The sequence below is a fragment of the Affinibrenneria salicis genome, assembly GCF_008710095.1.
This window is the reverse complement of sequence record NZ_VYKJ01000001.1, coordinates 1,016,116-1,030,107: the sequence shown is the minus strand read 5'-3', so window position 1 is coordinate 1,030,107 and position 13,992 is coordinate 1,016,116. Positions and strand designations below refer to the sequence as shown.

Here is a 13,992-nt window from a genome sequence, read left to right as displayed (position 1 = left end):
TATATTTTATAGCGCTCTGGACGGCTATATTTCCCGCAGATTATCCGCATGACAATTACCTGCTATACTTAAAAGCGGCTGACGTGTTTATCCGTTGAAATGCTGTTCAGGCCGTTGTGTTATCTTCACCGACAGAGGCCTAAAACCAGAGATATATCACAAAAAATCTCCCCGGATAAAAACGAGATAAATCACGATGCGCCGCATAAAACAAAAAACGATTTATCAAATCGTTGAAATTGCAAAGAACAAAACCAATAACATTTTGTAATATATGAATTTTATATTAAATTCAGCCGTTAAAAAAGAAAGAAAAAACGACCTTCCCGATGCGCGTAAATTATTGTTATCCCACAAGGATAAATGACGTGCAGGCCCCTGTTATATCAGACTAACGGGGGTTGCCTCAGAATCTGAGTGTGTTAGGGTATAGGGCGTTTTTCACTTTCATCAGGACGGATTTATATATTATAAGTCACTACAGGAAAACAATAAATTCATGGCAATTAAACTCGAAGTAAAGAACCTTTATAAGATATTTGGTGAGCATCCCGATCGAGCCTTCAAACTGATCGATCGCGGTATGAATAAAGACCAGATATTCGAAAAAACCGGTCTGACTGTAGGGGTAAAAAATGCCAGTCTGGCCATTGAAGAAGGCGAGATATTTGTCATCATGGGGTTATCCGGTTCGGGTAAATCCACCCTGGTACGCCTTCTCAATCGTCTGATAGAACCGACCCGCGGACAGGTTCTGATCGATGGCGAAGATATCGCGCAAATTTCCGACAGCGCCCTGCGCGGCGTCCGGCGGGAAAAGATCAGTATGGTATTTCAGTCTTTCGCGCTGATGCCGCATCTGAATATTCTGGATAATACCGCATTCGGGCTGGAGCTGGCCGGCATGTCCAAAACGGAGCGCGAGAAAAAAGCGATGGACGCGCTGCGTCAGGTAGGTCTGGACAGTCGCGCCCAGTCCTGGCCGGACGAACTCTCCGGCGGGATGCGGCAACGCGTCGGTCTGGCGCGCGCGCTGGCCAACAACCCGGACATTCTGCTAATGGATGAAGCTTTCTCCGCGCTCGATCCGCTGATCCGTAGCGAAATGCAGGACGAACTGGTGAAGCTCCAGTCGCGTCAGCAACGCACCATTGTCTTTATCTCGCACGATCTGGATGAAGCGATGCGCATCGGCGACCGTATCGCCATCATGCACGGCGGCGAGGTCATCCAGGTCGGCACGCCGGATGAGATTCTCAACAATCCGGCCAATGACTATGTGAAGACCTTCTTCCGCGGCGTGGACATCAGCCAGGTGTTCAGCGCCAAAGATATCGCGAAGCGCCGTCCGGTTACCCTGATTCGTAAAACGCCCGGGGTCGGGCCGCGTTCGGCGCTGAAGCTGCTGCAGGACGAAGACCGCGACTACGGCTATGTACTGGAGCGCGGGCAGAAGTTTATCGGCGTGGTATCCATTGACTCTCTGAAAAAAGCGCTGGCGGAACAGCAGACGCTGGAGCACGCCCTGTTAAGCGAGCCGGCGCCGGTACAGGCCGATATGCCACTAAGTGAGCTGATCTCTCCGGTTGCCCAGGCGCCCTGCGCCGTCCCGGTAATCGGCGAAAACAACGAATACATCGGCATCATTTCAAAAGGCATGTTGTTACAGGCCCTGGACAAAGAGGGAACGAATAATGAGTAATCAAGAGACTAACCCGTGGGAAACCACGGCGCCGGCAGGCAACGCCCCGGCACAGGCGGCTGACGCCGCCCAGTCGGTCCCGGCCGATGCCGCCGCCGATCCCTGGTCCGCCGGCTCCGCCGAGGCGGCGCAAAACGGCGCCGATGCCTGGAACAGCGCGCCGGCCGACGGCGCCCATCAGGCGGCGCAGCAAGGCGCAGACTGGCTGAACAGCGCGCCCGCGCCGACCAGCGAGCACTTCAGCCTGCTCGATCCGTTTAAAGATACCCTGATCCCGTTGGATCACTGGGTCACCGTCGCCATCGACTGGCTGGTGCTGCACTTCAGACCGCTGTTTCAGGGCATTCGCGTGCCGGTCGATTTTATTCTGCGCGGCTTCGAACAGCTGCTGCTGGGTATGCCCGCGCCGGTCGCCATTCTGGTGTTCGCCCTGATCGCCTGGCAGATGTCCAGCCTCGGCATGGGCGTCGCCACGCTGGTGTCGCTGATTGCCATCGGCGCGATCGGCGCCTGGTCGCAGGCGATGGTGACGCTGGCGCTGGTGCTGACCGCGCTGTTCTTCTGCGTGCTGATAGGACTGCCGCTCGGCATCTGGCTGGCGCGCAGCGAACGGGCGGCGCGCATTATCCGTCCCCTGCTGGACGCCATGCAGACTACGCCGGCCTTCGTTTATCTGGTGCCGATCGTCATGCTGTTCGGTATCGGCAACGTCCCGGGCGTGGTGGTGACCATTATCTTCGCCCTGCCGCCGATCGTACGTCTGACCATCCTGGGGATTCGCCAGGTGCCGGAAGACCTGATCGAGGCCGGTGAATCCTTCGGCGCCAGCCCGCGCCAGATGCTGTTTAAAGTGCAGTTGCCGCTGGCCATGCCGACCATTATGGCCGGCGTTAACCAGACGCTCATGCTGGCGCTGTCCATGGTGGTCATCGCGTCGATGATCGCCGTCGGCGGTCTGGGTCAGATGGTGCTGCGCGGCATCGGCCGTCTCGATATGGGACTGGCGGCCGTAGGCGGCGTTGGGATCGTCATTCTGGCGATTATCCTCGACCGTCTGACGCAGTCGCTGGGCCGCGATAACCGCAGCCGCGGCAATCAGCGCTGGTACGCCGGCGGGCCGATTGGTCTGCTGACCCGACCATTCATTAAATAATTCTATTCATACCCGACGGATTGCGGCGGCCGCCGCCGCAAAGCCGCAGGGTATATCAACTCTGGTAAACAGAAAAAAGGAAACATCATGCGCAAAACAGGACTCTGGGCTCTGGCCCTGACCACACTGGTGAGCACACAAATCTCCGCAGCCGATTTGCCTGGCAAAGGCGTTTCTGTTCAACCGGTACAAAGCACCCTGTCGGAAGAAACCTTCCAGACGCTGCTGGTCAGCAAAGCGCTGGAAAAACTGGGCTATGACGTCCAGCCGCAGCGCGAAGTCGACTACAACGTAGCCTATACCTCCATCGCTTCGGGCGACACCACCTTTATGGCGGTGAGCTGGGATCCGCTGCAGGTCGATATGTATAAAGCCGCCGGCGGCGACGCGAAGTTTTACCGTCAGGGCGTCTATGTCTCCGGCGCCGCGCAGGGCTATCTGATCGACAAAAAAACGGCGCAGCAGTACCACATCACCAACATCGCCCAGTTGAAAGATGCGAAAATCGCCCGTCTGTTTGACACCAACGGCGACGGCAAGGCGGATCTGACCGGCTGTACGCCGGGCTGGGGCTGCGAAGCGTCGATTAACCATCATCTGAAGGCCTACGACTTAACGAAGACGGTGGAGCACAATCAGGGCAACTACGCCGCGCTGATCGCCGATACCATCACCCGGTTTAAAGAAGGCAAACCGATCCTGTATTACACCTGGACACCGTACTGGGTCAGCGATGTGCTGGTGCCCGGCCGCGACGTGGTCTGGTTACAGGTGCCGTTCTCTTCCCAGCCGGGCGAGATGCAAAACGTCAGCACCAAACTGCCGAACGGCGCCGACTATGGTTTCCCGGTTAACACCATCCATATCGCCGCCAATAAGCAGTGGGCGGAAAAAAATCCGGCCGCGGCTAAACTGTTCGCCATCATGAAGGTGCCGGTAAGCGACATCAACGCGCAGAACATGCGGATGCATCAGGGCGAAGCCTCGCAGGCGGATATCGAACGCCACGTTAACGGCTGGATCGCCGCTCACCAGCAGCTGTTTGACGGCTGGGTGAAAACGGCCGCCGACGCCGCAAAATAACCTCTCCGGCACAGGGCGGTATACTCCGCCCTGCTCGCTCCCGGCGCGCTTATTGCGGCGCGCCGGCCTCTCCCTGACGCATGAATCCCAGCCGCGCCCGCGCTTCATCCGGCGGCGCCACCGAGCGATCCCACTCCGCTACGATGCGCTTCACCCGTTCCACGAACTGAACGTTAGACCGCGCCAGCTCTCCTTTGCGATACAGGATATTGTCTTTCATCCCCACCCGCAGATGGCCACCGAGCGCCAGCGCCGCGTCGATGATCGGCAAATACCCGCGCCAGTCCCCGTCGCCGATATGCCGGCGACGCCTTTATTTAAGCGAGCAATCACAGGACCGACGCCCACCACGGCCATTATTCTTCGGCATGTACGGCGCGATGAGGAGATAGCGGATAACTTATCCCCCTCCGGCAGCGCTGGACCCAGCGCGCGTATCTAATCTGACCAAATGCTTTAGTCGCTCATATTTGTCAATAACGTGGCAGCTATCATTAACTGACGGCGGGAAAGCGCGTTGCCCCCGGCAAGGGCCGGCCAGACGGCGCACGCCGCCGCCGGGCGATGCGGTATTCGGCGGGACGCTTACTTTCTGTCACAAATAAATACGCCGCGCCGGCGGGTGTGACGTTTACCTAACTAGTCACTTACGTTATTATAATGCGTGTTACTAATGAGGTGCACAGTATGGATAGCTCGTTTTCCCCGATAGAACAAATGTTAAATTTGCGTGCCAAACGCCGGCCTGACTTTCCGTATCAGGAAGTGCTGCTGCTGCGGTTGTGCATGCACATGCAAAGTAAGATCCTGGAGCACCGCAATAAAATGCTCAAAGCGCAGGGTATCAACGAAACCCTGTTTATGGCGCTGCTGACGCTGGAGTCCCAGCCGGACTACAGTATCCAACCATCCGAACTGAGCGCCGCGCTGGGCTCTTCCCGCACCAATGCCACCCGCATCGCGGATGAACTGGAAAAATGCGGCTGGATAGAGCGACGTGAGAGCGACAGCGACCGCCGCTGCCTGCATCTTCATATGACTCAGGAAGGAAAGGCGTTTCTCGATCAGTTGCTGCCGCCGCAGCACACCTGTCTCCACTTCCTTTGGTCGACGCTGAGCGCGGAAGAACAAAAGCAGCTCGAGATGCTGATGCGCAAACTGCTGGTGCAGATCGATAAAATCGACGATATCCCGATCCTGTGATCTGAACGCCGCCCGCTGAACGGCCTAATCCACAACAATCTCCGTTACCTCGCCATCTTGTGATGAGCAGGCGTAACGGCTTTTGTTGTTCGCGGCCCGCCGACGGGCCGCGTTGCTGATCGACTCTACTGGCTGGGCAGTGCGCGCCCGTCGCCGCGGCGCGTACAGAGAAGGTCATCAAGAGCAAGAATAACAATACTGGAGAACACCATGACTACAGGCGTGGAAACCACCCCACCACCACAGAATAAGAAGAATAAGGCACGGCAGCGCAAACGTATTCTGACGCTGCTGACGATAATTTTTGTCCTGGTCGGCTGCGCCTGGCTGGTCTACTGGTTCCTGGTGCTGCGTCACCATCAGGAAACCGATGACGCCTATGTGGCGGGCAATCAGGTTCAGTTGATGTCGCAAGTGGCCGGCAGCGTTACCCAGGTTAACGTAGACAACACCGACCGGGTCAAACAGGGCGACGTACTGGTGGTGCTCGATCCCACCGATGCCCGCCAGGCGCTGGAGCGCGCGCAGACCGCGCTGGCCAGCAGCGTGCGTCAGGTTCACCAGCTGATTGTCAACGGCCGGCAGTACCAGGCCAACATAGAGCTGAATCAGACGGAATTAAACAAGGCGCAAAGCGACCTGCGCCGGCGCGAAACGCTGGGCAACGCCAACGCCATCGGCCGGGAAGAAGTTCAGCACGCGCGGGACGCCGTCGCCAGCGCGCGCGCCTCGCTGGAAGTGGCGGTGCAGCAGTACCAGGCCAATCAGGCCATGATTCTGAACACGCCGCTGGAGCAGCAGCCGTCGGTGCAACAGGCGGCCGCGCAGGTGCGCGACGCCTGGCTGGCCCTGCAGCGCACCCAAATCGTCAGTCCGGTGAATGGCTATGTATCGCGCCGCAGCGTGCAGGTCGGCGCGCGCATCACCACCGCCACGCCGTTAATGGCCATCGTGCCGGCCGACCGGCTCTGGATTGACGCCAACTTCAAGGAAACGCAGCTGAAAAACATGCGTATCGGTCAGCCGGCCAACGTAATCAGCGATATTTACGGCGACAGCGTGGTGTACAAGGGAACCGTCGTCGGGCTGGATATGGGCACCGGCAGCGCGTTCTCTCTGTTGCCGGCGCAAAACGCCACCGGCAACTGGATCAAGGTGGTGCAGCGTCTGCCGGTGCGTATCGAACTGGATGCGCAACAGCTGGCCGAACATCCGCTGCGCATCGGCTTATCCACCCTGGTTAAGGTCGATACCCGCGACCAGCAGGGACCGGTGTTGGCCGATAAGGCGCGCACCAGCCCGGCTTACCAGAGCGACGCGCTGGCGCTTGATTTAGCGCCGGTAAACCAGATGATCGCCTCTATCATTCAGGCCAACGCCGGCTAATCCATCGGGAGATACGCGTGCAAAAAAAACCGCTTACCGGTGCGAGCCTGGCCTGGCTGACCGTGGCGCTTTCGCTGGCCACCTTTATGCAGGTGCTGGATTCGACCATCGCCAACGTCGCCATCCCGACCATCGCCGGTAACCTGGGAGCCTCCAACTCTCAGGGAACCTGGGTTATCACCTCCTTTGGCGTGGCGAATGCGATCTCGATCCCCATCACCGGCTGGCTGGCGAAACGCTTTGGCGAGGTGCGTCTGTTTCTGTGGGCGACCGGGCTGTTTGCCCTCACCTCCTGGCTGTGCGGCATGTCCACCAGCCTGGAAATGCTGATTTTCTTCCGCGTAATGCAGGGCATCGTGGCCGGTCCGCTCATTCCGCTGTCGCAAAGCCTGTTGCTGAACAACTATCCGCCGGCCAAACGCAGCATTGCGCTGGCGTTCTGGTCGATGACCGTGGTGGTCGCCCCGATCTGCGGGCCGATACTCGGCGGCTGGATCAGCGACAACTACCACTGGGGCTGGATCTTCTTTATCAACGTCCCGCTGGGAATCGTGGTGGTGCTGATCACTACGCAGATCCTGCGCGGGCGGGAAACCAAAACGGAGATCCGCCCAATCGATACCATCGGGCTGGCCCTGCTGGTGGTCGGCATCGGCAGCCTGCAAATGATGCTGGACCGCGGCAAGGAGCTGGACTGGTTCAACTCGTCGGAAATTATCGTACTGATGGCGCTGGCCGTGGTGTGCATCACCTTGCTTATCGTCTGGGAGCTGACCGACGAGCACCCCGTCGTCGATCTGTCGCTGTTTAAGTCGCGCAACTTCACCATCGGCTGTCTGTGCCTCAGCCTGGCCTATATGTTTTATTTTGGCGCCATCGTACTGCTGCCTCAGCTGCTGCAGGAGGTCTATGGCTATACCGCGACCTGGGCCGGACTGGCCTCCGCGCCGGTCGGGCTGATGCCGGTGCTGCTGTCGCCGATCATCGGCCGTTTCGCGCCGCGGCTGGATATGCGTCAGTTGGTCAGCTTCAGCTTTATCATGTATGCCGTTTGTTTCTACTGGCGCGCCTGGACCTTCGAACCCGGTATGGACTTTGGCGCGTCGGCCTGGCCGCAGTTTATGCAGGGCTTCGCCGTGGCCTGCTTCTTTATGCCGCTCACCACCATCACGCTGTCGGGGCTGCCGCCGGAACGTATGGCCGCCGCCTCCAGCCTGTCCAACTTTACCCGCACGCTGGCCGGTTCGATCGGTACCTCGCTGACCACGACGCTGTGGACCCAGCGCGAGTCCCTGCACCATGCTCAGTTGACGGAATCGGTCAATCCCTACAATCCGCTGACGCAGGAAATTTACCAGAAAATGCAGGAGTCAGGCATGACGGAGCAGCAGGTATCGAGCTGGCTGGCGCAGCAGATCACCGCTCAGGGTCTTATCATTTCGGCTAACGAAATCTTCTGGGCGGCGGCCGGCATCTTTCTTGCGCTGCTGGTACTGGTGTGGTTTGCCCGGCCGCCGTTTACCGCCGGCGGTCGCAAAAGCGGCGCGCACTAGCCGTCATTCTGCCGAAAGGAAAGGTATGAGAGGGTAACGCAACGGGCGGCCGGACAGCCGCCCGTTTAAGGCTCAGGCGCGGCTCTGGCGCCACCATTCGGCCAGCAGAATACCGGTGGCCACGGACACATTCAGACCTTCGACTTTGCCCGTGCCGTCGATCGACACGTTAACATCGCCGCGCAGCCACGGAGCGGCCTGCGCATTGCCTTCCTGCCCCAGCACCAGCACGACTTTGTTCGGCAGCGCCAGCTGCGACAGCGAGGTGCCCTTAGCGCTGGTGGTGGTGACGATGGTGTAGCCCGCGCGGCGGAACACCTCCAGTTCGGCGGCCAGATCGTCGGCGCCGATCGCCTTCACGTGCTCCGCGCCGCCTTCGGCCGTGCGGATCGCCGCGCCCGACTCCAGCAGCGCCGGATCCGGCAGCAGCACGCCCTGTACGCCGAAGTGCGCGCAGCTGCGCAGAATGCCGCCCAGGTTATGCGGGTTGCCGACATTCTCCAGCGCCAGCACGCAGTCTCGCTCCGCGCTTTGCTGTTCCAGGTATTGCCGCGCATCCAACCCCTGCCGCTTTTTGATCAGGAAGCAAACGCCGCCGTGATGATCGGTGCCCGAGGCCTTGCTCAGTTCCTCGTCATCCACCACATGGTAGGCTTTGCGATTGGCCGCCATCCAGCGCAGCGCTTCGCGAAAACGCGGCGTGACTTCCTGCAGGAACCAGGCGCGGACAATAGCGTCCGGCCGGTTGCTGAACAACGCATGACAGGCTTTTTCGCCGTAGACGCGCGTCTCTTCCGCGCGCTGACGCCGAATCTGCTCAGGATCGATTTGACTCTTGCCGCTGATTCCGCCGTGATCCGGCGTTTCTTCCTCATCAGAAGGCGCGCGCGAAACCGTGCGCCACGGCGAATCGTAAGCGCCTCCGCTCTCTCCCGAGGTGTCGCGACGCGGGCGGTCGGAACGCGGACGAGAGGATTCACCAGGGGCGCGCTCATTGCGCCAGGCATTATCGCGCGGCGCGCCGTCACGGGAAGAACGCTGACGGGAGTCGCCGCCTTCGCCGCGGGCATTGCGCGGATTTTTGTCGCGCGGATTACCGTCGCGCCGGCGATTATCGTCCCGTCCGCCTTTGCCGGCCGGGCGCTTCCCTTTATTGTCTTTTCCGTTCTCGTCATCGCTACGGACATACATCACGCGAACTTTGCCGCTTTTACCACTGAATGAATCGCTCATCGTTATCTCCACCTGTGCGATCGGTACACCGGGCGCGAAGATTACCTTATGTACACCCGCTGCGCTACCGGCTTTTATCAAAGCCAGAAACTATTGTAACCATCGAACAAACCACGTTGTTCACACGCACTCTGCTCGCCATACTTAGAGCCCACTAAATTCGGTATATACCCTTCATGCTGCAAAATGCAGGTGCGTTGGTTTTGTGACTCGCCTCCGCCATGGGGCTGGCCCTTACCGGGCCGCCGGCAGCGGCGTGCAACTCCGCTGCCGACAGCGTTGTCGCTCACCCCGGACGCTTACTGGTGTAAGCCTCTGGGGATGAATGAGAGACACCCTGTCTCTCAGCGGAGGTCAGCCGTTGGCTGAACACATTCGTTGCCGACGAATTTGTCGCTGCGTCGCCGCCTTCCTGCAACTTGCATTATTTGGGGTATCGTCAGTAATGAAGCGCCAGACCACGCTACCCGCCGGATTCCGCGCGCAACAGGCCAGCGGCAATCGATAAAACGGCGGGCAGACGGCCTGCGTGATAATAGCGCGTTCATTGCATTTTTTCCTTTGAGGCTTGCTTATGAATACGGTATGTTCCGCCTGCCAGACCACCAACCGCCTGCCCGCGCAACGGGCTGACGACCACGCCAAATGCGGGCGCTGCGGCCATCGCCTGTTTAGCGGGGAGGTCATTAACGCCAGCGCGGAGACGCTGGACAAACTGCTGCAGGACGATCTGCCGGTGGTCATCGACTTCTGGGCGCCCTGGTGCTCTCCCTGCGTCAACTTCGCGCCTGTTTTCGCCGCCAGCGCGCAGCAGCGCGGCAGTCAGCTGCGCTTCGTTAAGGTTAATACAGAAGCGGAGCCGGCGCTCAGCGATCGCTTCCGCATTCGCAGCATTCCCTCCATTATGATCTTCAAACAGGGCAAGCTGATCGACATGCTGGGCGGCGCGATGCCGAAAACCGAGTTCGATCAGTGGCTGGATGAAGCGCTGTAGCGTGAAAAAACGGCGGCCGCCGACGGCGACGCTTTGGTCTGCGTCGGCCGTCGGGTAGAATAACGCTTTTTAGCGCGGTCTATCATGCCTGACAATGCCGTCCTTACCCTGCGCCGGCTGCGCCTGACGCAGTCCACCCGGCCTTTCCGCGCCCGCGGCTGCCGGGTCGTCCGCTGTCAGCGCTGTCTGCTGCCGGTCAAAAATTGCCTGTGCCATACTATTCAACCCCGGCCGGCGCGCAGCCGTTTTTGTCTGATCATGTTCGATACCGAACCGCTCAAACCCAGCAATACCGGCCGGCTTATCGCCGATATTCTGCCGGATACCCAGGCCTTTCTCTGGTCGCGCACCGCGCCCGACCCGGCGCTGCTGCAGGCGTTGCGCGACCCGACGCGCCAGCCCTGGCTGGTTTTTCTCGCCGATGAGCAAGAGGCCGCCGTGCGCCCGGTGAGCCACACGCTGCCGGCGACGGAAAAACCGCCGCTGTTCGTGATGCTGGACGGCACCTGGCCGGAAGCGCGCAAGATGTATCGCAAAAGCCCGTATCTGGACGCGCTGCCGCTGCTATCGCTCAACGTCGACGCCTTTTCCCGCTACCAGTTGCGCGAAGCCTCGTCCTGCGGACAGCACTGCACGGCGGAAATCGCCGTCGCTCTGCTGAACCAGGCCGGCGACCAGCTGGCGGCGGCGGCCCTGGCCGCGCATTTCGACCGCTTCCGCGCCCACTACCTGGCCGGCAAATCGCACCATACCCTGCGGGAAAGCCCACCGGCCATCACAGCAAAGTCCGACAAAAGCGGTTAATATCAGAACGATTGTTCATCTGCCCGGAGCCAGCTATGAGTCAGCGCGGACTGGAAGCCTTACTTCGCCCCAAATCCATCGCGGTCGTCGGCGCCTCCGAAAAGGCGGGGCGAGCGGGTTTTTTGATGATGCGCAACCTGCTGGACGGCAATTTTAGCGGCCCGGTCCTGCCGGTGACGCCGGCTTACCCGGCAGTGTGCGGCGTACTGGCCTACCCCGAGGTGGCCGCGCTGCCCATCGTCCCCGATCTGGCCGTCATTTGCACCCACGCCAGCCGCAATCTGGCGCTGCTGGAGCAATTGGGCCGGCGCGGCTGCCGGGCGGCGATTATCCTGTCGGCACCGCCGGCGCAGTTCGCCGAGCTGAAATCCTGCGCCGCCCGTTACGAAATGCGGCTGCTCGGCCCCAATAGTCTGGGGCTGCTGGCGCCGTGGCAGCGGCTTAACGCCAGCTTTTCACCGGTGCCGATCCTGCCGGGCAAACTGGCCTTTATCTCGCAGTCCGCCGCCGTCGCCAATACCATTCTGGACTGGGCGCAGCAGCGAGAAATCGGCTTTTCCTGGTTTATCGCGCTGGGAGACAGCCTGGATATCGACATCGACGATTTGCTGGACTTTCTGGCGCGCGACGGCAAAACCCGCGCCATTCTGCTGCATCTGGAGCACCTCAGCGACGCGCGGCGCTTTCTCTCCGCCGCGCGCAGCGCCGCGCGCAACAGGCCGATTCTGGTGATCAAGAGCGGGCGCAGTCCGCAGGCCCAGCGCCTGCTGAACGGCCATATCCAGGGGCTGGACGCCGCCTACGATGCGGCCATCCGGCGCGCCGGCCTGCTGCGCGTGCAGGATACGCACGAACTGTTTTCCGCGGTCGAAACGCTGAGCCACCTGCGGCCGTTGCGCGGCGAGCGTCTGCTGCTGGTCAGCAACGGCGCTTCACCGGCGGCGCTGGCCGTCGACCAGTTGCTGGCCCGCCAGGGTACGCTGGCCAGCCTGAGCGACCCCGTGCGGCAGGCGCTGCGCGCCGCGCTGCCGGAGATCCACGCGGAAAACCCGCTGGATTTAGGCGACGACGCCACCGGCGAGCGCTATGTGACCGCCCTGTCCATTCTGCTCGACGGTCATGACTTCGACGCGCTGCTGATTATCCATGCCCCCAGCGCGGCCGCGCCGGCGACCGAAAGCGCCGGGCAGTTGATCCGCGTGCTGAAACAGCATGCGCGCGCGCAACACATCACGCTGCTGACCAACTGGAGCGGGGAATATTCGTCGCGCGAAGCGCGGCGTCTGTTCAACGACGCCGGCATTCCGACCTACCGCACGCCGGAGGGCGCGGTCACCGCCTTTATGCATCTGGTGGAGTATCGACGCAACCAGCGGCAGCTCAGAGAAACCCCGGCGCTGCCTCCGGATCTGTCGATCAACGCCGGCCAGGCGCACCATCTGATTCAGCAGGCGCTGGCCGCAGGCGCGAACCAGTTGGATACCCACGAGGTGCAGCCAATACTGCAGGCTTACGGCCTGAACACTCTGCCCACCTGGATCGCCGGCGACAGCGCCGAAGCGGCAGCCATCGCAAAACAGATCGGCTATCCGGTGGCGATAAAACTGCGTTCGCCCGATATTCCGCACAAGTCGGAAGTCCAGGGCGTAATGCTCTATCTGCGTACCGCCCGCGAGGTGCAACAGGCGGCGGACGCCATTCTCGATCGCGTGCGCCGGGCCTGGCCGCAGGCGCGCATTCACGGCCTGCTGGTGCAGAGCATGGCCAACCGCGCCGGCGCCCAGGAACTGAGAGTCGCGGTCGAACAGGACGCGGTGTTCGGGCCGTTGATTATGCTGGGCGACGGCGGCATCGAGTGGCGACAGACCAATCAGGCATCTGTCGCGCTGCCACCGCTCAATATGACGCTGGCGCGCGACCTGGTGCTGCAGGCGGTCAACAGCGGCAAGATCAGCGGCCGCAGCGCCCTGCGTCCGCTGGATATACCCGCGCTGAGCCGGTTGCTGGTGCAGGTGTCCAACCTGGTGCTGGATTGCCCGGAGATCACCCGGCTGGATATCCATCCGCTGCTGGCGTCCGGCAGCGAACTCACCCTGCTGGACGTCACGCTGCACCTCGCGCCCTTCAGCGGCGACGCGCAGTCGCGTCTGGCGATCCGCCCCTATCCGCACGAACTGGAAGAGTGGGTAACGCTGAAAAACGGCGACCGCTGTCTGTTCCGTCCCATCCTGCCGGAGGACGAGCCGCTGCTGAAATCGTTTATCGCGCGAGTGACGAAAGAGGATCTCTATTATCGCTACTTCAGCGAGATCAACGAGTTCTCTCATGAGGATTTAGCCAACATGACCCAGATTGATTACGATCGGGAAATGGCCTTTGTCGCGCTGCGTCAGGCGGAAAATGGCACGGCGGCGATCGCCGGCGTCACGCGCGCCGTTTCCGATCCTGATAATATCGACGCCGAATTTTCCGTACTGGTCCGTTCCGATCTGAAAGGACTGGGACTGGGGCGCCGACTGCTGGAAAAAATGATCGACTATACCCGCGCGCACGGCCTGCTGCGCCTGACCGGCATTACCATGCCCCACAACCGGGGTATGCTGGCGCTGGCCGCAAAGCTGGGGTTCCGACAGGACGTACAGCTGGAGGACGGTATCGTGGCGCTGGAACTGGCGCTCAACGGCCGGCACGAGACGTGATATCGCGCACGCGCCCAGGACAATCCGCCCGAGAAAGGCAAAACATGCTCACAACGTCAGTGAAGTAGTGGTATTATCGCCCGATTCGTCCCTTTATGCCCAACGGATGGCAGGCGGCGGGAAGACGGATCGATCCCCGGCGTCAATGATCAACGCGACGCCGCCGCCGAGGCAGGCCCGCA

11 protein-coding genes are annotated in these 13,992 nt (G+C 60.7%); 9 read left to right on the top strand and 2 right to left on the bottom strand.

The genetic code is table 11. The annotated features are described in order from the left end of the window. Positions 1 to 499 precede the first annotated feature (499 nt). The 3 genes from proV (at position 500) to proX (ending at position 3,938) form a co-directional block, all read left to right on the top strand. Positions 500 to 1,702 carry a glycine betaine/L-proline ABC transporter ATP-binding protein ProV gene (gene proV / locus FJU30_RS04530; RefSeq protein WP_150433444.1) on the top strand — a complete coding sequence of 401 codons (1,203 nt, stop codon included), beginning with the start codon at positions 500 to 502 and terminating at the stop codon, positions 1,700 to 1,702. Beyond that, the gene (gene proW / locus FJU30_RS04525) at positions 1,695 to 2,855 is read left to right on the top strand and encodes a glycine betaine/L-proline ABC transporter permease ProW (protein WP_150433445.1); all 1,161 of its coding nucleotides are present in this window, start codon (positions 1,695 to 1,697) and stop codon (positions 2,853 to 2,855) included. The genes proV and proW overlap by 8 nt, the downstream gene beginning before the upstream one ends. 87 nt (positions 2,856 to 2,942) lie before the next feature. Next, the gene (gene proX, locus FJU30_RS04520) at positions 2,943 to 3,938 is read left to right on the top strand and encodes a glycine betaine/L-proline ABC transporter substrate-binding protein ProX (protein WP_150433446.1); all 996 of its coding nucleotides are present in this window, start codon (positions 2,943 to 2,945) and stop codon (positions 3,936 to 3,938) included. Between the two features lie 49 nt (positions 3,939 to 3,987). Here proX and FJU30_RS04515 read toward each other — a convergent pair whose 3' ends face one another. After that, complete coding sequence (locus tag FJU30_RS04515; RefSeq protein ID WP_223881481.1) at positions 3,988 to 4,209, bottom strand: 3-keto-5-aminohexanoate cleavage protein; 222 nt, start codon at positions 4,207 to 4,209, stop codon at positions 3,988 to 3,990. Positions 4,210 to 4,625: 416 nt separating this feature from the next. Between FJU30_RS04515 and mprA the strand changes: the two genes are divergently transcribed. The 3 genes from mprA (at position 4,626) to emrB (ending at position 8,080) form a co-directional block, all read left to right on the top strand. Further along, positions 4,626 to 5,141, top strand: a complete 516-nt coding sequence (mprA, locus tag FJU30_RS04510; RefSeq protein ID WP_150433448.1) for a transcriptional repressor MprA — start codon at positions 4,626 to 4,628, stop codon at positions 5,139 to 5,141. A 210-nt stretch (positions 5,142 to 5,351) separates the two neighbouring features. Next, entirely contained in the window at positions 5,352 to 6,527 is a 1,176-nt protein-coding gene (gene emrA, locus FJU30_RS04505; RefSeq protein WP_150433449.1) for a multidrug efflux MFS transporter periplasmic adaptor subunit EmrA, read from the top strand. 17 nt (positions 6,528 to 6,544) lie between these two features. Beyond that, positions 6,545 to 8,080: a multidrug efflux MFS transporter permease subunit EmrB gene (gene emrB / locus FJU30_RS04500; RefSeq protein WP_150433450.1), complete on the top strand. Its 1,536-nt coding sequence runs from the start codon at positions 6,545 to 6,547 to the stop codon at positions 8,078 to 8,080. Positions 8,081 to 8,152: 72 nt separating this feature from the next. Here emrB and FJU30_RS04495 read toward each other — a convergent pair whose 3' ends face one another. Beyond that, complete coding sequence (locus tag FJU30_RS04495; protein ID WP_150433451.1) at positions 8,153 to 9,313, bottom strand: tRNA/rRNA methyltransferase; 1,161 nt, start codon at positions 9,311 to 9,313, stop codon at positions 8,153 to 8,155. A gap of 574 nt (positions 9,314 to 9,887) precedes the next feature. On the opposite strand from FJU30_RS04495, the gene trxC reads away from it, so the two are divergent. From trxC to FJU30_RS04475, 3 genes are all read left to right on the top strand, one after another. Then, a complete protein-coding gene (gene trxC / locus FJU30_RS04485; protein ID WP_150433453.1) occupies positions 9,888 to 10,307 on the top strand; it encodes a thioredoxin TrxC in 420 nt (139 codons plus the stop codon). 84 nt (positions 10,308 to 10,391) lie between these two features. Next, entirely contained in the window at positions 10,392 to 11,111 is a 720-nt protein-coding gene (locus FJU30_RS04480) for a tRNA-uridine aminocarboxypropyltransferase (protein ID WP_150433454.1), read from the top strand. 35 nt (positions 11,112 to 11,146) lie between these two features. Further along, on the top strand, positions 11,147 to 13,810 hold the full coding sequence (locus tag FJU30_RS04475; RefSeq protein ID WP_150433455.1) for a bifunctional acetate--CoA ligase family protein/GNAT family N-acetyltransferase: 2,664 nt from the start codon (positions 11,147 to 11,149) through the stop codon (positions 13,808 to 13,810). Positions 13,811 to 13,992: the final 182 nt, after the last annotated feature.

Excerpts from the sequence above, each read along its gene's own strand:
- proW (WP_150433445.1), top strand. The coding sequence starts at position 1,695 with ATGAGTAATCAAGAGACTAACCCGTGGGAAACCACGGCGCCGGCAGGC.
- trxC (WP_150433453.1), top strand. The coding sequence starts at position 9,888 with ATGAATACGGTATGTTCCGCCTGCCAGACCACCAACCGCCTGCCCGCG.
- FJU30_RS04495 (WP_150433451.1), bottom strand. The coding sequence starts at position 9,313 with ATGAGCGATTCATTCAGTGGTAAAAGCGGCAAAGTTCGCGTGATGTAT.
- FJU30_RS04475 (WP_150433455.1), top strand. The coding sequence starts at position 11,147 with ATGAGTCAGCGCGGACTGGAAGCCTTACTTCGCCCCAAATCCATCGCG.
- mprA (WP_150433448.1), top strand. The coding sequence starts at position 4,626 with ATGGATAGCTCGTTTTCCCCGATAGAACAAATGTTAAATTTGCGTGCC.
- proV (WP_150433444.1), top strand. The coding sequence starts at position 500 with ATGGCAATTAAACTCGAAGTAAAGAACCTTTATAAGATATTTGGTGAG.
- proX (WP_150433446.1), top strand. The coding sequence starts at position 2,943 with ATGCGCAAAACAGGACTCTGGGCTCTGGCCCTGACCACACTGGTGAGC.
- FJU30_RS04480 (WP_150433454.1), top strand. The coding sequence starts at position 10,392 with ATGCCTGACAATGCCGTCCTTACCCTGCGCCGGCTGCGCCTGACGCAG.
- emrA (WP_150433449.1), top strand. The coding sequence starts at position 5,352 with ATGACTACAGGCGTGGAAACCACCCCACCACCACAGAATAAGAAGAAT.